This is a genomic window from Nocardia amikacinitolerans, assembly GCF_900215415.1.
Lineage (GTDB): Bacteria > Actinomycetota > Actinomycetes > Mycobacteriales > Mycobacteriaceae > Nocardia > Nocardia amikacinitolerans.
The window spans coordinates 525,200-541,409 of the sequence record NZ_OBEG01000006.1 but is presented as its reverse complement, the minus strand read 5'-3'; the positions used below and the strand labels follow the sequence as shown (position 1 = coordinate 541,409).

The 16,210-nt window shown below is 69.1% G+C and carries 17 protein-coding genes; 5 read left to right on the top strand and 12 right to left on the bottom strand.

Annotation, left to right across the window (positions count from 1 at the left end; all coding sequences use genetic code 11):
* Nucleotides 1–67: 67 nt before the first annotated feature.
* The 4 genes from CRP45_RS27090 to CRP45_RS27075 form a co-directional block, all read right to left on the bottom strand.
* Nucleotides 68–520: a flavodoxin family protein gene (locus tag CRP45_RS27090; RefSeq protein WP_067782493.1), complete on the bottom strand. Its 453-nt coding sequence runs from the start codon at nt 518–520 to the stop codon at nt 68–70.
* A gap of 6 nt (nt 521–526) precedes the next feature.
* Nucleotides 527–1,024, bottom strand: coding sequence for a hypothetical protein (locus tag CRP45_RS27085; RefSeq protein ID WP_067782818.1), 498 nt, complete (start codon nt 1,022–1,024; stop codon nt 527–529).
* 76 nt (nt 1,025–1,100) lie between these two features.
* Complete coding sequence (dapB, locus tag CRP45_RS27080) at nt 1,101–1,847, bottom strand: 4-hydroxy-tetrahydrodipicolinate reductase (RefSeq protein ID WP_097247540.1); 747 nt, start codon at nt 1,845–1,847, stop codon at nt 1,101–1,103.
* A 777-nt stretch (nt 1,848–2,624) separates the two neighbouring features.
* Nucleotides 2,625–3,029: a MarR family winged helix-turn-helix transcriptional regulator gene (locus tag CRP45_RS27075; protein ID WP_097247539.1), complete on the bottom strand. Its 405-nt coding sequence runs from the start codon at nt 3,027–3,029 to the stop codon at nt 2,625–2,627.
* Between the two features lie 60 nt (nt 3,030–3,089).
* Between CRP45_RS27075 and CRP45_RS27070 the strand changes: the two genes are divergently transcribed.
* On the top strand, nt 3,090–3,542 hold the full coding sequence (locus CRP45_RS27070; protein WP_097247650.1) for a MarR family winged helix-turn-helix transcriptional regulator: 453 nt from the start codon (nt 3,090–3,092) through the stop codon (nt 3,540–3,542).
* Here the strand turns inward: CRP45_RS27070 and CRP45_RS27065 are convergent.
* Both CRP45_RS27065 and CRP45_RS27060 read right to left on the bottom strand, forming a co-directional pair.
* Nucleotides 3,523–4,407, bottom strand: coding sequence for an NAD(P)-dependent oxidoreductase (locus CRP45_RS27065; protein WP_097247538.1), 885 nt, complete (start codon nt 4,405–4,407; stop codon nt 3,523–3,525). The genes CRP45_RS27070 and CRP45_RS27065 overlap by 20 nt on opposite strands.
* Before the next feature lie 155 nt (nt 4,408–4,562).
* Entirely contained in the window at nt 4,563–5,669 is a 1,107-nt protein-coding gene (locus CRP45_RS27060; RefSeq protein ID WP_097247649.1) for a zinc-binding dehydrogenase, read from the bottom strand.
* Between the two features lie 195 nt (nt 5,670–5,864).
* On the opposite strand from CRP45_RS27060, the gene CRP45_RS27055 reads away from it, so the two are divergent.
* A complete protein-coding gene (locus CRP45_RS27055) occupies nt 5,865–6,260 on the top strand; it encodes a VOC family protein (protein ID WP_097247648.1) in 396 nt (131 codons plus the stop codon).
* 339 nt (nt 6,261–6,599) lie between these two features.
* Here the strand turns inward: CRP45_RS27055 and CRP45_RS27050 are convergent, their stop codons facing one another.
* Entirely contained in the window at nt 6,600–8,000 is a 1,401-nt protein-coding gene (locus CRP45_RS27050) for a pentapeptide repeat-containing protein (protein WP_097247647.1), read from the bottom strand.
* Nucleotides 8,001–8,101: 101 nt separating this feature from the next.
* Here CRP45_RS27050 and CRP45_RS27045 point away from each other — a divergent pair, with 101 nt between their 5' ends.
* On the top strand, nt 8,102–8,491 hold the full coding sequence (locus tag CRP45_RS27045; protein WP_097247537.1) for a hypothetical protein: 390 nt from the start codon (nt 8,102–8,104) through the stop codon (nt 8,489–8,491).
* Between the two features lie 194 nt (nt 8,492–8,685).
* On the opposite strand, the gene CRP45_RS27040 is transcribed toward CRP45_RS27045, so the two are convergent.
* Complete coding sequence (locus CRP45_RS27040) at nt 8,686–9,957, bottom strand: MFS transporter (protein ID WP_342747042.1); 1,272 nt, start codon at nt 9,955–9,957, stop codon at nt 8,686–8,688.
* Nucleotides 9,958–10,007: 50 nt separating this feature from the next.
* Between CRP45_RS27040 and CRP45_RS27035 the strand changes: the two genes are divergently transcribed.
* Nucleotides 10,008–10,349 carry an ArsR/SmtB family transcription factor gene (locus CRP45_RS27035; protein WP_097247536.1) on the top strand — a complete coding sequence of 114 codons (342 nt, stop codon included), beginning with the start codon at nt 10,008–10,010 and terminating at the stop codon, nt 10,347–10,349.
* Between the two features lie 18 nt (nt 10,350–10,367).
* Here CRP45_RS27035 and CRP45_RS27030 read toward each other — a convergent pair whose 3' ends face one another.
* A complete protein-coding gene (locus CRP45_RS27030; RefSeq protein WP_143861553.1) occupies nt 10,368–11,222 on the bottom strand; it encodes a hypothetical protein in 855 nt (284 codons plus the stop codon).
* Here CRP45_RS27030 and CRP45_RS27025 point away from each other — a divergent pair.
* Complete coding sequence (locus CRP45_RS27025; RefSeq protein WP_143861552.1) at nt 11,217–11,528, top strand: hypothetical protein; 312 nt, start codon at nt 11,217–11,219, stop codon at nt 11,526–11,528. The genes CRP45_RS27030 and CRP45_RS27025 overlap by 6 nt on opposite strands.
* Nucleotides 11,529–12,015: 487 nt before the next feature.
* On the opposite strand, the gene CRP45_RS27020 is transcribed toward CRP45_RS27025, so the two are convergent.
* From CRP45_RS27020 to CRP45_RS27010, 3 genes are all read right to left on the bottom strand, one after another.
* Nucleotides 12,016–12,399 carry a hypothetical protein gene (locus CRP45_RS27020; RefSeq protein ID WP_097247533.1) on the bottom strand — a complete coding sequence of 128 codons (384 nt, stop codon included), beginning with the start codon at nt 12,397–12,399 and terminating at the stop codon, nt 12,016–12,018.
* Nucleotides 12,400–12,443: 44 nt separating this feature from the next.
* On the bottom strand, nt 12,444–13,739 hold the full coding sequence (locus CRP45_RS27015) for a M16 family metallopeptidase (RefSeq protein WP_097247532.1): 1,296 nt from the start codon (nt 13,737–13,739) through the stop codon (nt 12,444–12,446).
* A 95-nt stretch (nt 13,740–13,834) separates the two neighbouring features.
* A complete protein-coding gene (locus CRP45_RS27010) occupies nt 13,835–16,105 on the bottom strand; it encodes a polyribonucleotide nucleotidyltransferase (protein WP_067782470.1) in 2,271 nt (756 codons plus the stop codon).
* Nucleotides 16,106–16,210: the final 105 nt, after the last annotated feature.

The window sequence follows — 16,210 nt, the reverse complement described above, 5'->3', positions numbered from 1 at the left end:
ACCACGCAGTATGACCGCCGCGGCGCCCGGTGGTCAGACACCAAAAATCGGGGCCGACCTCATGCCGTCAGCCCATCAGCTGGGCCGCGACCGTCGCCCCCAACTCCCAGCAGCGCTCGATGTCCTCCTTCGACGGCGGCCCCGACACCACCACCGGCGCGACCACCTTCACCCAGCCGAGACCGGTCGTCACGCGGTCGACACCGCGCTCGGCGCCCTCGGTGCCCTCGTTGCCGTGCAGGTACAGGCCGTACGGGCGACCCTTCGTGGAGTCCAGGCACGGGTAGTAGAACGTGTCGAACGCGTGCTTGAGCGCACCCGACATGTAGCCGAGGTTCGCGGGGCTGCCGAGCAGGTAGCCGTCGGCTTCGAGCACGTCGGGCGCGGTGACGGCCAGCGCGGCGCGGCGCACCACCTCGACGCCCTCGATCTCCGGATCGGTCGCGCCGGACACCACCGCCTCGAACATCGCCTGCATGTGCGGCGACGGAGTGTGGTGAATGATCAACAGTCGGGCCACGTTTCGCTACCCTTCGCGCTGCTCGCGTTCCAGTTTCTCCAGCGCCACCGCGCGGCGCATGGTCTCGCGGGCTCTGGTGCGGTCGCCCGCGTAGTCGTAAGCGCGGGCCAGGCGATAGGAGACCCGCCAGTTGTCCGGGTCGGCCTCCCATTCCCGCTTCACCTGCTCGAACAGTTCGTCGGCCGCGCCGCGCTCGATGCGGCCCGATGGTCGCCGCGCCAGCGTGGAGGTGTCCAGTTCCAGACCCTCCTCGTGAATGCGGCGGGCCAGGTGCTGGTGGGCGAACGCCGCGCGCACGGTGGCGGCCGTGACCCACACACCGAGGATCGGCAGCAGCAGCACGCCGACACCCAGCGCGATCCCGGCGGCTTCACCCGAACCGATCAGCGCGAACGCGATTCGGCCGAGCAGCAGGAAATAGAAGCCGAGGGCGAACACCAGCGCCGCGATGAGTCCCACGACGCGGAAGATCTGGCCGCGGCTGGCGTTGGCCTCGGCATTCACGGGCGCGCCTTCGACGCGGTCGCGGCGCACATGCGGCTCGATGCGGCCGTCTCCGCTGTGCCGACGATTCGCTCGCTCACAGGTCGAGGAACGGATCGAGCCCGACGGTCAGACCAGGCCGACCGGCGATCTCCCGCACGCCGAGCAGCACGCCCGGCGCGAAGGAGGAGCGGTCGATCGAGTCGTGCCGGATGGTCAGCGTCTCGCCCTGGGTACCGAACAGCACCTCCTGGTGCGCGACGAGTCCGGCCAGCCGCACCGAGTGCACCCGCACGCCGTCGACGTCGGCGCCGCGCGCGCCCTCCAGTTCGGTGGTTGTCGCGTCGGGGCTGCGGCCAACGCCCGCGCGCTCCCTGGCCTCGGCGATCAAGTTCGCGGTCCGGTAGGCGGTGCCGGACGGCGCGTCGGCCTTGTTCGGGTGGTGCAGCTCGATGACCTCGACGGATTCGAAGAACCGCGCGGCCTGCTCGGCGAAACGCATGGACAGCACCGCGCCGATGGCGAAGTTCGGGGCGATCAGCACGCCGGTCTCGGGCCGCTCGGCCAGCCAGCCGCGCACCTCGGCCAGCCGCGCCTCGTCGAAGCCGGTGGTGCCGACGACCGCGTGAATACCGTGCTCCACCAGGAACTTCAGGTTGCCCATCACCACGTCGGGGTGGGTGAAGTCGACGACGACCTGGGTGCCGCTCTCGGTGAACGTCTCCAGCGCGTCGTCCTTGTCGACCTGCGCGACCAGTTCCAGGTCGTCCGCCGCCTGCACCGCCGCGCAGATCGCCTGACCGACTTTCCCGCGTGCTCCGAGCACTCCGACCCGAATGGTCACCGCACCTCCTCGTTCCGCTGGTGTTGCGGCAAGCCTATCGAGGGGTGCGGTGCGCGGGGTTCGCCGGGCGTCCGGGCGGGCTTGCGGCAGGGCGGCCCGGGGGCCCGTCCTTAGCTGGCCGTAGACCGGGCTGCCGCGATACATTCCCCTATCCATCGCGCGCACGTCCCGATTAATGCGCATAGCAACATATGACTATGCCGAGTCAGCCATTCGCGCCCGCAAGCGAGCATTGGTCAGGGTTTCACCTCGATCGCGCCCTATAGCAGCTGGTCTGCCCAAGTCACCCCGCGTCCGGCTGTTTGCCGAACTCGTCGCCCACGTCCGGCAAACAGCCGACTTCCCCGCCCACGCCCAGCAACAACGCCGACTTTCCCTGCCCGCGCCCGGCAAACAACCGAACTCCCCGCTCGCGCCCGGCAAACAGCCGACCCTGCTCGAGTCCGGCAACAGCCGATTCGCCCGCTCGCGCCCGGCAGGCAGCCGACCGCTTCGACCGCGCCCACCAGGCAGCCGACCTCTCGCGTCGGGCCGGCAGGTTGCCGACCTCCGCCCAGCCCGACGGCTGGCGCCGCGTCCGAATGGTTGGCGCGGTAACCGACCGAAGGCCGCCTTCATCCCGCCAGACAGACTGGATGTCACCTTCATTCACCCGACCTGCGTGCACCGGTGAACCGACCGAGGGTGACATTTAGTGCGGTGGGGCGATCAATGGTGACCTTCGGTCGGCGTTGGTTGGCCAACCTTTGTGGATGGGGCACTGGCACACCTCCGGGATCATGCCGAGAGGTTGCCGATCATCCGCTGTAAGGCGAGCAACGTGGTCTCGAACTGCTCGGGTTCGATGCCGCGCGCCATCGCGCGGCGGCGTTCGGCGATGCGGACGAAGGTTTCGTCGTGGGCGGCCCGGCCCGCGGCGGTCAGGTCGAGCGCGTCGACGTCCGCGGATATCAGTCCCGCCGACGACAAGCGGTCGATCTCGATCCCCCACTCCCCCTCGGTTTTCCAGAACGGCGAGAGCGCCTCGCGCAACTCCTCCGCCGAGCGCGGGCCCTCGGACAGAAAATGCAGCAGCTGCCAGTGCCGTCGGCTCAGGCCGCCCGCCGCGAGGTCGTCGTCGAACCGCGCTTCGATCAGGCGGTCGAGTTCCTTCAGCAGGTATCCGATTCTGCGCTCGGCCATCGAGCCTCCATGTACATGTACGATTACATCTATGTGTAGTCTGACATGGAGATGAGGCCGATGGAAGAGCGCGACGCGTCCGCCGAGGCGGTCGCTGCCGCCATGGTCCGCATCCGGCGCAGGCAGACGCGCGGTGCGCTGGCGGGCGAGAGTCGAGTTCCCCCTGCGGTTTTCCGCGTGCTCGACGCCGTATCGACCCTCGAAGATCCCACCGTCGGAGCGCTGGCCCCGGCTCTCGGTGTCGATCAGCCGCGCGCGAGTCGACTTGTCGCCCAAGCAGTTTCGGAGGGCTGGCTGGAGCGGGTCGCCGACCAGCGCGACGGCCGGAGGGCGGTGCTGCGGCCGACCGCACTCGGCGACCGAATGCTCACCGAAGCCCACCGGCGTCGCGCCATGGCGACCGCGGCCGCCATGGCCGACTGGTCCGAGCGCGAACGCACCGAATTCGCCCGGCTGCTCGGCCGTTTCGTGGACGCGATGGATGCCGCGGAGGCTACGCCGCCGGGTTCTTGAGCACCTCGATCAGCGCCGTCACGCTGTGTTCGCGATGCCCGCGCGCGATCGCTCGGTGCAGCAGTTCCGCCATCGGCGCATGCCACGACATGTCGACGCCCGCTTCGACACCGACCCGCATGTCGCTGTCGACGGCATCGTGGAACAGCCCGACCGAGGAACCCAGCTTCGTGTAGTCGCCGGTGTCGATCTCCTCGGCGAGCAGCGGCAGCAGCGACTCGATCATGCGCAGCCACTTGGCCGAGTACGGCACCATCGCGCGGGCCTCGATACCGCGCGACGCGAGCACCGCTGCGCCCTCGAAGAACCCGAGCAGGGTCGGCAACAGGGTCGCGCCGACGGCCGCCTCGTACAGCGCGGCGAGGTCGGGTTCGTCACCGAGGTGAACGTTCTCGCCGCCGAGAACGCCCAGGGCGGAACGGTATTCGTCGAACACGCCGCGGTCGCCGCCGTAGTACAGCAGCGTGTCGGCGGCGCCGACGGCCGCGGGCACGTTCTTGATCGCACCACCGAGGAACCGCGCACCGTGCGCGTCGGCCCACACGGCGACCTCGCGCGCGCCCGCCGGTGCACCGCTGTTGAGCGTGATCAGCGTACGTCCGGCCAGCGCCGCCCCCGCGGGGGCGAGCGCATCAAGGGTGGCTTCGAATCCCGTGAGCACCGAGACGATCAACGGGCTCGCCGCGACCGCCTCGTCGATCGTCGCCGCGTGCGTCGCGCCCAGCGCCACCAGCGGCGCGGCCTTGCCGGGGCTGCGGTTCCACACGGTGGTCGGGTGCCCGGCCGCGACGAACGCCGCGGCCACCGCACTGCCCATCGAACCGAGACCAAGCACGGTCACGGACACGCGTGTGTCGTCGGTCATCTTGCCTCCCAAGCCGTTTCGTCCCCGTGCGGGGTGTGCAAGAGGCGAGTCTGCGCGGGGCGGCGGTGGCCGACAAGTACCTACTTTTCGGTCGAATACGCACGTCCGGGTAAGCAACGAGCTACCGGCGACGAGGCGGTGACGACCGTCACCGCTCAGTCGAAGACGATCACCTGCCGCAGCGCGTGCCCGGCCGCGAGTTCGTCCATGGCGCGGTTGATCTCGTCCAACCCGATGTGCGCCGACACCAGCCGTTCCACCGGAAGCCGGCCTTCCCGCCACATCCGCACGTACTCCGGGATGTCACGCGAGGGCACCGCGGAGCCGAGATAGCTGCCGACGATGGAGCGGCCCTGCGCGACCAGGGCCAGCGGTGAAATGCTCGCGCGGGCTTCGGGGGCGGGCAGACCGACGGTGACGGTGGTCCCGCCCGCGGCGGTCGCCGCGACCGCGGTCTCGAACGCGCGGACGTTGCCCGCCGCCTCGATCACCACCTCGGCCTGCACGCCCTGCTCGGCGACCTCCGCGGGGGTATAAGCGGCGGTGGCTCCGAGATCCTTTGCCAGGTCCAGCTTTTCGGGGACGGTGTCGACGGCGATCACGTCCTTCGCCCCCAGCGAGACCGCCACGAGCACCGCCGCCATGCCGACACCGCCGAGCCCGACCACCATGATCCGGTCCGCAGGCCCCGGACGAGCCGAATTCAGCAGTGCGCCACCGCCGGTGAGCACCGCGCACCCGAGCACGGCCGCGACCTCCGGCGGCACGTCGTCGTCGACCGGGACCACCGAGCGGCGGTCCACCACCGCGTGCGTCGCGAACGCCGAGACACCGAGGTGGTGGTGCACCTCCGCGCCCTCGCGCCGCAGCCGCCGTCCGCCGTTGAGCAGCTCTCCGGCGTTGTTGGCCGCGCTGCCCGGCACGCACGGTGTGCGGCCCTCGCTCGCGCACCCCGCGCACTCGCCGCAGCGCGGCAGGAAGGTCATCACCACGCGCTGACCAACCGCGATATCGCCGTCGCCGGGGCCGACCGCCTCGACGCGGCCCGCGGCCTCGTGGCCGAGCAGCATGGGCACCGGCCGGACCCGGTTGCCGTCCACGACCGAGAGGTCGGAATGGCACAGCCCGGCGGCCTCGATCCGCACCAGCAGTTCGCCGGGTCCGGGTTCGCCGAGCTCCAGCTCACAGACGTTGATCGGCGCCGACTCGGCGAACGGTACCGGCGCCGCGATCCGCTCCAGGACCGCCCCACGAATCTTCATGGCTGCGACGCTACCGGGCACGGCGTCGAGCGGAACCGACACCGCCGAAACTGGCGCCGCCCGAAAATTTTCCGGTAACCGGGGGTTGGCGAGACCGGTGATCGACCGCTATCGTCGATCGACGTGACGGTGCTCCTGTAGGCCGCCTTGTACCGAGCCCAGGGTCGGGACCGTCACGATTCGAGGAGAAATCCACTGTCCATTCAGTTCAATCACACCATCGTCGGCTGCCGCGACAATCGCGTCTCGGTGGAGTTCTGGGCCGACATCCTCGGCCTGGAAGTAGGCAAGGAGTGGGGTCCGTTCATCGAGCTACGGATGAGCAACGGAGTCGGTTTCGACTTCGCGGTCGTGCCGGGCGAGAACCCTGAAATCCAACCCCAGCACTACGCCTTCCTGGTCTCCGAGGCCGAGTTCGACGCGGCCTACGCCAAGATCCAGCGCTACGGGCTGGAGCACTGGGCCGATCCGCGCCAGCAGACGCCCGGCGAGATCAACCACAACGACGGCGGGCGCGGGGTGTACTTCCTGGACCCGAGCGGTCACTACCTGGAGTTGATCACCGTTCCGTACGGCGGTTGGCCGGAGTAGCGGGGAGCCGCGCGAGCAACGGCACACAGCGGCGGGCGGCGACCATCGAGTCGCCGCCCGCCGCGCTGCGTTCTCCTTCCGCGCTGCGCATGGCGCTCAGTCCGTAGCGCTAGGTCCAGAATCGAAGTCCGGTCGGAGGCATCCCTGGCCCCACATCGCCTCTGGCAAGCCGATACCGGTTTGTCTCGGCGACGGCGACACGGCCAAGATGGCTGCAGAGGTGCCGGATGGAACTTCGAGAGGGCCATAGCGTCCCGCGCGCTGCGCTAGCCGTGGACGCCGCTGCGCTGAGGGGATGCTCGGGGCTCGGCGGCGTCCTTGGTACCGGTTGAGGCAGTACTAAATGCTGGGTGCGGGGGCGGGCTCCGGGGCGGGTGGCCAGGGATTCGGTTTGACGGAAGTCGGTTTGGCGGTGGGATTGTCGTCCCAATCGAAACGCACGCCCACCCACGCCTTCGGCCGGGCGAAATCCGTTTCGCCCGCGATGAAGCGAGTCGCGACGAAGGAGATCTCGCCGAAGAAGTCGCCCTCGCGGAAGTGGGCGGCCCGTCCGGCGATGGTGCTGCGGGCGAAGCTCACCGCGCCGTGGAATTCCGCTCCGACGAAATCGATCTCGCGGGTACCGCGGCCGCGCAGGCGAACGGCGGCACCCAGCTTGGCCTCCTCGAAGCCGACGGTCGTGGCGTAGAGCTGTGCCGAGGTGAACGCGAGCCGTTGGCCGGAGAAGACCGACTGCTCGAAGGACACGTGCTCGCCGTCCAGGGTCGCCTGCGCGAAGGAAGTCAGCTCGGCCCGGAAGACGGCGCTGCGCCACGATGTTCGCGCACCGAGGAATTTGGCGGCGACGAAGCCGGTGCGCACGCCCGCGAATGTCGCTTCGTCGAAACAGGTCCGCGGGCTCTCGAAGGTCGCGCCGTCGAAGGTGGTTCGTTCCGTGCGGAATTCGGCGTTCTCGAAGTTCGTGATCGGGGTGACGAAGACCGCGTCGCGGAAGGTCACGTGGTGGCCGGTGAAGCGGGCACGGTTGAAATCCGCGAACCGGTCGCCGACGAACCGCACTCTGGCGAAAGTGGTTCGGCGCCCGCCGAATTCGGTCGCTTCGAAGTCCGCGTTCTCCAAGACCGCGCCGGTGAAGTCGAAATCGCACCGCGACCAGGACGCTTCGCCGTACGGCCGCAGGTGATCGGCGATCACCCGGACGATGGTGCCGCGCACCTCTCGATCGTTGTGCCGCACCCGATAGACGCGCTCGACCTCGCGATCCGATTCCCGCGCGGTCTCGGCGCGCGAGATCAGGTGGTTGGCTCCGTCGTCCGGTTCGTACGGCAGGCGCAGGTACCCGCACAGCACGTCGACGCACTGCTGCCGTCGCACGGGCGCCGAGAACTCGTCCGCCACACCGGCCATCGCGTACACGCCGGCGAGCCGCACGGCCGGATCCTCGTCACCCAATTGCCTCGCCGCCGCCCCGAACAGCTCGGCGAACCGGCCGCGCTCCAGGTCCCGCTGCCGCCGGTATGCCACGACCAACGCCACCGCACCACCGACACCCGCCGTCACCGAGAGCGCGATCTTGGTGAGATCCAGCTGATTCGGCGTCTCGGCCTTGGCGCCGAGCCCCAACCACAACAACCACCAGGTGAACCCCGCGACGGCCAATCCGCCGACCACCGCGGCGAGCACCGCGAACAACAACGCCGCACGGTGCAACCTGCGCACCGACCTCCCCCACCATCGCATGAGCTGCATGGTAGCCCGATCGCGGTACGCGGCACAGCTGGCAGAGCTACCGCGCAGCATGGGAAAGCGCTGCGAAGCAGCGTCTTTCGTAGGATACGGGTATGGACATCGAGGACTCGATCGCATCGCTGCACGCCGATCTCGCCGCGTGGCTCGGCTCGCCCGCGCCGTTCGAAGTCTTCGAGCGGTTCGCCGCGGCGCAGCACGAGCGTTTCTCCATGGTCAGCGTTTCCGGCGCGGTCCTCGAACGTGACGCACTGCTGGCCGGGTTGCGGGAAGCGCGAAACGCGCGGCCGGGGTTGCGAATCGAGATTTCCGGGATCACCGAGCTCGCCCGCTTCGGCGAGAACGTGGTGGTGCGGTTCTTGGAGCGGCACCTCACCGAGGACGAGAACTCCGCGCGGCGAGTGACCGCTGTGTTGAGTGCTGTCGAGGGGTTCGAACTCGGGTATCGCTGGCTGACGGTGCACGAGACACCCGTGGAGGAGTGATTCGACGGGTTCGGGCCGGAGTCCTTGACCGGTTGATCTCGGGAGGCCTGTCAAGGGCTCGACCACCATTTGACTACCGTCAATAGTGAAATGGATTCGACGGTAGTCATTTGGTGGCTTTTCAAGATCAAGTAGCCGCCATTCGACTACCGTCGATTTCCGGAGCGCCGAGCGCGGCCGACGCTGGGCGAGGTCTACTTCGAGACCATCTCGGGCTCGATCGCTTCCTCGTGGCTTCCGCGCAGTCCCAGCCCCGCGGCCACCAGACACGCCACCGCGACCACACCCACGAACCACGGGAACACGGTCTTCAAACCCCAGGTCGTCGCGGCCCACCCGGCCAGAATCGTCGGCAATGCCATCGCCGAATAGGCCAGCAGGTAGTACGCCGACATCGTCTCCCCGCGCTTGTGGTGTGGCACCACGTTGGACAGATGCCGTAGCGATCCGCCGAAGCCTAGGCCGAAGGTGGCGCCGAGGGCGACACCGGCGCCGAGCACCGCGACCCAGCTGTGGGTGGCCAGTGCGGGCACCGTGAGCAGCAGGGCAAGCGCCATGCCGGTGTCGCCGAGGATGGCGGCCCTGCGGGCCGGGATGCCGGTCGCGAACAATTGCGCGGTCGCGCCGGAGAGGGCTGTCGAGGCGACGACCGCGCCACCGAAGACCAGATTGTGGATACCGGTCTGCTGCGCGGCCAGCGACGGGTACAGCGAGAGCAGCACCCCGAGCACCGACCAGGCGGCCATCACACCGATCGCGGAGAACCAGAAGTCCGCGCGGATCTCTTGCGGCACGGCGGGTTTCGCGATGCGGATGCGTCCGGCCTGCCTGGCGCCGTGCGGTTCGCGCAGTGCGAGCACACCCGCGGCGATCGCCAAACAGACGACCGTGATGACGACGTACGGCGTGCGCAAAGGATGCGGCGCGTACTGGGCGAGCAGCGCCGAACCCAGGATCGCCACGGCCATACCGACATTGAAGGCAACGCCGCTGAGCTGCCCCGACCGCGCGCCGCGGTGCGGACGCAGGTCGAGCAGCGCCGCCGCGCCCGCCACCACGGTGGAGCCGACGGCCATCCCGTGCAATGCCCTGGCCAGCAACAACATCGGGACCGAGTCGGCGAGCACGAACACGACGAGGCCGGCGATCATAGTGGCGAAAGCGCCGAGCAGCACCGGCTTCCGGCCGACCACATCGGAGATGCGACCGGACACCAGCACCGCGCCGAGCGCGGCGACGGCGTACACCGCGAAGACGATCGTGGTGGTCAGCGGCGAAAGGTGCCACTGCGTTTCGTAGATCCCGTACAGCGGAGCGGGCACCCCCGAGACGCCGAGCGCCACGCCGCTGGCGACCAGCACCAGGGCGTAGGCCCAGCGTTGCGTGGTCTGCTCGTCGGCGGCCACCGCCATTGTCGCTGCCATCGATCCCCCGATCAGGTAAGTTTGATATTGATCGAACTCCATCGACCATACAACCGGTTCGATGATCATCAAACCCCCGAGTGAGGTAGATCATGACCGATGCCACCGAAGCCGCTCCGCCCATCGCACCGCTGCCCACGGTGCTCGGCGCCTTGCAGGACCCGGTGCGCCTGGAGATGGTGCGCCGACTGCGGAACGCCGGTACCCCCGTGCGCTGCGGCGCGCTCTACGACGTGATCAACAAATCCACCGCGACCCACCACTTCAAGATCCTGCGCGAGGCGGGCGTCATCGAGCGCATGAACGTCGACGGCCAGACCTGTCAGCGGCTACGCGCCGAAGACCTCGACGCCGCGCTTCCCGGACTGCTGGACGTGGTGGTCGACGCCGCCAATCGCGCCTACGACGGCGCCACGGCCAACGCCCACCGCTGACCGCCCGCGCCGGACCCGTCAATCCGACCCGGTGAACGTCTCCACCGCCATCCACGCGAAGCTCCACTTCGTGCCGAGGACAGCGAGCACGAGCAGCACCAGCAGGGTGGTGCAGTAGGTCACCGGCCACCGCCAGTACCTCGGCCCCACCGCGAAGACGAGCAGCAGCTCGAGCAGCAAGGTCACCACCACGATGCCGAGCAGTCCGGCGAGCACCGGAAGGGCCTCCGGCGCCCGCGACCAAGACCGCAGCGCGCCCAGCACGCCGAGCACCACCAGCCCGAAGCACACCACCGCGATGACGCTCAGCAGCGCGTATTCCTCGGCGGCGTCGCGATCGGTCTCGTCGCCGAAGCGGCGCAGCCACGCCACGAACAGCATCAGGTGCGCGAGGCTCGCACCGAACAGACCGAGGAGCAGCAGCGCGTAGCCCGCGCCGACCAGCGAGGTGCGCAAGACCACCGCGCCGAGATCGGCGATCAAACTCGCGAAGACCAGCCCGCACAACCCGAGCAGCGCTTCGGGACGGCGCAGCAGCCGCTTGCGCAGATAGCGCGGCGGCAACTGTTTGCGCAGATGACGGAAGACGCGAAACCAGGCGACGAACACGACGCAGAACAGCACCGGCGTCACGACCCGCAGCACACCGGGACCGGCCCACATCGAGAGCGCCATTACCGCGCCCGCGAAGAACCACACCCAAACGGCCAGCCGCAGCAGCGCCCGCCACATGATCTCGGCGAGCAGCCGCCGCGCGGGCGCGTGGTTCGGGCTCGCGCCGAGCAGTCCGCGCAGCGTCGCGACCGCCTTGTCGCGGGTGGAGAAGTCCTCGAACTCCAGGCGTGCGCGCAATTCCAGCAGTTCGACGTGCAACGGATCCTCCGCGAGCCCACGCTCCACGTGGCGCCGCGCCTCGGCACGATCGGGCAGCTTCCGATAGCTTTCGGCGGCATGGGCGAGAACGCCCGCGTCCAGGGGTGCGGCCGCGCACGCGCGCTCTCCAATGCCGTGCGTGCCTCGGCGCGCAACGAGTCCGTCATCTGCCCACCGACGATGATCCTGGCGAGGGTGAGCAGCGCGCTGACGCTGTGCGGCGCGATCCGCACCGCAGTGCGGGCATACCGCAACGCCTCGTCTCGTTCGTCCTCGCTGTGCTGGACCAAAGCCGCCGTCAGATAGGCGTCGATCCGATCCGGGTCAGCGGCGATCGCCGCCCGCGCATGGCTCAGCGCCGCGACGTGCTCGTCCAGCCGGTACTCGATATCGGCCAGTTCCGCGAGCACCAACGGATCCTCCGGCGCCGCGGCCAACGCCTCCCCGAGAATGCGCCGAGCCTCCGGCAACCGATCCAGATCCCGCGCGGCCCTGGCCCGGGTGACCGCCTCCCACGCTGTACGCATCAACTCCCCTCCCCACAGCAATGCATCGACCGCACGCTACCCGTTCTACTTCAGCGCACACAGGCCGGAACGAGCCAACCGCCCGCGTTCACGAGCTGCAAACCGCCGATCGACGATACCCACACCAGAACCGCAGTCGGCACGAGCAACAGTCGGCGCTTGCCCACCGCCGCGACGCCCCCAGGCCAAGTCACCAGTGCGCCGCTACCCGCACGAGATCCACAGCCGCAACCAGCACCGGCGACAGTCGGCAATCGCGGTCGCGCTCACCAGGACCCGGCCGCCAATTGGACGACGCTCCAACACGTTCCGAGCAACAACACCGAGAACAGGACGAGCCGCAGAACGCCGACACCACCACGAAGCCATATCCGCGGCGGAAGCAGGAACGCCAAGCGGGACTCGAGCTCGAAGGCGATCGCCACTCCACAGCCGAGCACCACGAAGATATTCGCGGCCACCGGCTGCACCGACCACGGTCGCAGCACCGCGAGCACCACGCCGATCAGCACAGTGCCCAATGCCGCCAACGCCGCGCCTGCCTGCGCATAGTTCCAGCCCGTACGTCGCACCATCCGGCGCGCCTCGTCGAGTCGCCCCAATTCCATTGCCACACCCGCCCGTTCGACGGCGAGCTCGATCTCCGGCACTGTCCTCCCCCGTTCACCCGACCGCGCGAGATCTTACGCGCGGCTCAGTGGTCGACGAGGCGGCGCACCGCGGCGGGGAGGTCGCGGGTGCGACGGTACGGTCCGGCGACCGATGCTCCGAACGGGCGGGCGAGCAGGGTGCGGGCGATGGCGGTGACCTCGTCGGTGGTGACCGCGTCGATCCTGGCCAGCGTCTCCGAGACGCTGCGGTGGTTGCCGTAGCTCAGTTCGCTGCGCCCGATCCGGTTCATCCGCGACGCCGAATCCTCCAGTCCCAGCACCAATCCGCCGCGCAACGAGCCCTTGGCGCGGGCGCATTCGGCGTCGGTGATGCCGTGCTCGGCGACCTCCTCGAGCACACCGCGCGCCAAACCGGCCACCTTGCCGAGGTTTTCGGGCTGGCAGCCGATGTACACCGAGAACGCGCCGGTGTCGGCGAAGGTGTCCACACTGGAGTACACCGAGTACGCCAGGCCGCGCTCCTCCCGGATGGCTTGGAACAGACGGGAACTCAGTCCGCCGCCGACGATGGTGTTGAGCACCGACAGCGGCCACCGGCGATCGCCCTCGTGGCGGCCGAACGCGCGGACACCGAACGCGAGGTGCGCCTGTTCGCTGTCGCGGTGGCTCCACTGCAATTCCGGGTTGCCGTGCGGCCGAAACCTGCCCTCCCGGCGCGGCGCAGGCTGCGCCTCCGGATCCAAGCGGCTCTCGAACGCGCGGTGCACCAGCTCCACCGTGTGGTCGTGCTCGACATTGCCCGCGACCGCGACGACCATCCGATCCGGCCGGTACCTGCGCAGGTGGAAGCCCCGCAGCTGACCGGCCTGCATGGCCTCGATGGACTCCACGGAACCGATCACCGGGCGACCGATCGGATGGTCGCCGAACAGCGCGGTGAGGAACGCGTCGCCGACCAGGTCCTCGGGATCGTCGTCGCGCATGGCGATCTCCTCGAGCACCACCTGTCGTTCGACGTCCACGTCCACCGAACGGCACAGCCCGTTGAGCACGACGTCGGAGACCATATCGACCGCGAGCGGCAGATCCTCGTCGAGCACGTGCGCGTAGTAGCAGGTCTGCTCCTTGGCGGTGAAAGCGTTCAGCTCACCGCCGACCGCGTCCATGGCCTGCGCGATGTCCAGCGCGCTGCGGGTCGGAGTCGCCTTGAACAGCAAGTGCTCCAGGAAATGCGCCGCGCCCGCGACCGTGCGCCCTTCGTCGCGTGAGCCGACGCCCACCCAGACGCCGATCGAAGCCGATCGGACGCCCGGCACGTGCTCGGTGACCACCCGAAGCCCGCCCGGCAGCACCGTGCGCCGCACCCCGGTATCCGCCATCCGAGCCTCGTCCACCCGCCGCTGTAGTGACGAACCCCCCTGCCCGGTCGGGAGCAGGGGGGTTGCCGTCTTCTTCTTCGTCACACCGACAAGTACTACTCGTTTTCGGCGTCGACGGCATCCGTGGCGGCGGACTCCTCGGCGCTCTCGTCGACCGGGATCAGCGAGATCTTGCCGCGGTTGTCGATGTCGGCGATCTCCACGCGCAGCTTGTCGCCGACGTTCACCACGTCCTCGACCTTGGCGACGCGCTTGCCGTTGCCCAGCTTCGAGATGTGCACCAGACCGTCGCGACCCGGCAGCAACGAGACGAACGCGCCGAAGGCAGTGGTCTTGACGACCGTGCCGAGGAAGCGCTCGCCGACCTTCGGCAGCTGCGGGTTGGCGATGGCGTTGATCGCGTCGATCGCGGCCTGCGCCGACGGGCCGTCGGTCGCGCCGACGAACACGGTGCCGTCGTCCTCGATGGAGATGTTGGCGCCGGTGTCCTCGGTGATCTGGTTGATGACCTTGCCCTTGGGCCCGATCACCTCGCCGATCTTGTCGACCGGGATCTTGATCGCGGTGACGCGCGGCGCGTACGGGCTCATCTCGTCCGGGGTGGCGATGGCCTCGGCCATCACGTCCAGGATCGTGGTGCGCGCGTCGTGCGCCTGGCTCAGCGCGCCGGCGAGCACCTGCGAGGGGATGCCGTCCAGCTTGGTGTCGAGCTGCAGCGCGGTGACGAAGTCACGGGTGCCCGCGACCTTGAAGTCCATGTCGCCGAACGCGTCCTCGGCGCCGAGGATGTCGGTCAGCGCGACGTAGCGGACCTCGTCCTCGCCCTTGTCGTTGGTGATGGTGTCGGAGACCAGACCCATCGCGATACCGGCGACCGGGGCCTTCAGCGGCACACCGGCGTTCAGCAGCGCCAGGGTGGAGGCGCAGACCGAGCCCATCGAGGTGGAACCGTTGGAGCCCAACGCCTCCGAGACCTGACGGATCGCGTACGGGAACTCTTCCTGGCTGGGCAGCACGGGGATCAGCGCCCGCTCGGCCAGCGCGCCGTGGCCGATCTCGCGACGCTTCGGCGAACCGACGCGACCGGTCTCACCGGTGGAGAACGGCGGGAAGTTGTAATGGTGCATGTAGCGCTTGGAGGTCTCCGGGCCGAGCGAGTCGACCTGCTGCGCCATCTTCACCATGTCCAGCGTGGTGACGCCCAGGATCTGGGTCTCGCCACGCTCGAACAGCGCCGAACCGTGCGCGCGCGGCACCACGGCGACCTCCGCGGACAGCGCGCGGATGTCGGCGAGGCCGCGGCCGTCGATGCGGAAGCCGTCGGTCAGGATGCGCTGGCGCACCAGCTTCTTGGTGACCGAGCGGAAGGCGGCGCCCAGCTCCTTCTCGCGACCCGCGAAGTCGTCACCCAAGCGGGAGAGCACGTCGAGCTTGATCTCGTCGATCTTCGCCTCGCGCTCCTGCTTGTCGGCGATGGACAGCGCCTCGTTCAGCTCGCGCTTGGCGGTGCCCTCCACGGCCTCGAACACGTCGGCCTCGTAGGGCGGGAACAGCGGGAACTCGCCGGTCGGCTTGGCGGCCAGCTCGGCGAGGTCGGCCTGCGCGCGGCACAGGCGGGCGATGAACGGCTTGGCGGCCTCCAGGCCCTCGGCCACCACGGCCTCGGTCGGCGCCTGCGCGCCGCCCTCGATCAGCTCGATGACCTTGTCGGTGGCCTCGGCCTCGACCATCATGATCGCGACGTCACCGGACTCGACAACGCGACCAGCGACCACCATGTCGAACACAGCGCCCTCGAGCTGCTCCACGGTCGGGAACGCGACCCACTGGCCATCGATCAGCGCGACGCGCACGCCGCCGACCGGGCCGGAGAACGGCAGGCCCGCGAACTGGGTGGACGCGGACGCGGCGTTGATCGCCACCACGTCGTACAGGTCGTTCGGGTCCAGGCTCATGACGGTGACCACGACCTGGATCTCGTTGCGCAGGCCGTCGACGAACGACGGACGCAGCGGACGGTCGATCAGGCGGCAGGTCAGGATCGCGTCGGTGGACGGGCGGCCCTCGCGGCGGAAGAACGAGCCGGGAATGCGGCCCGCGGCGTACATGCGCTCTTCGACGTCGACCGTCAGCGGGAAGAAGTCGAACTGATCCTTCGGCGACTTGCTCGCGGTGGTCGCCGACAGCAGCATGGTCTCGTCGTCCAGGTAGGCGACGACCGAACCGGCGGCCTGGCGGGCCAGCCGACCGGTTTCGAAACGCACGGTGCGGGTGCCGAAGGAACCGTTGTCGATCAGCGCGACGGATTCGAACACACCCGGCTCGACCTCTACGGCCGAGGACTTGCGTTCAGTTGTTTCGGACATTCTCTTCTCTCAACCTCTCGTCTCGCCGGCTCGAGCGCGCGGAGGCGCGAACCGGCTGTCGTCAGCCGTATCCGGATACGGACGCGCGGCAACCCTCCTGGCTGC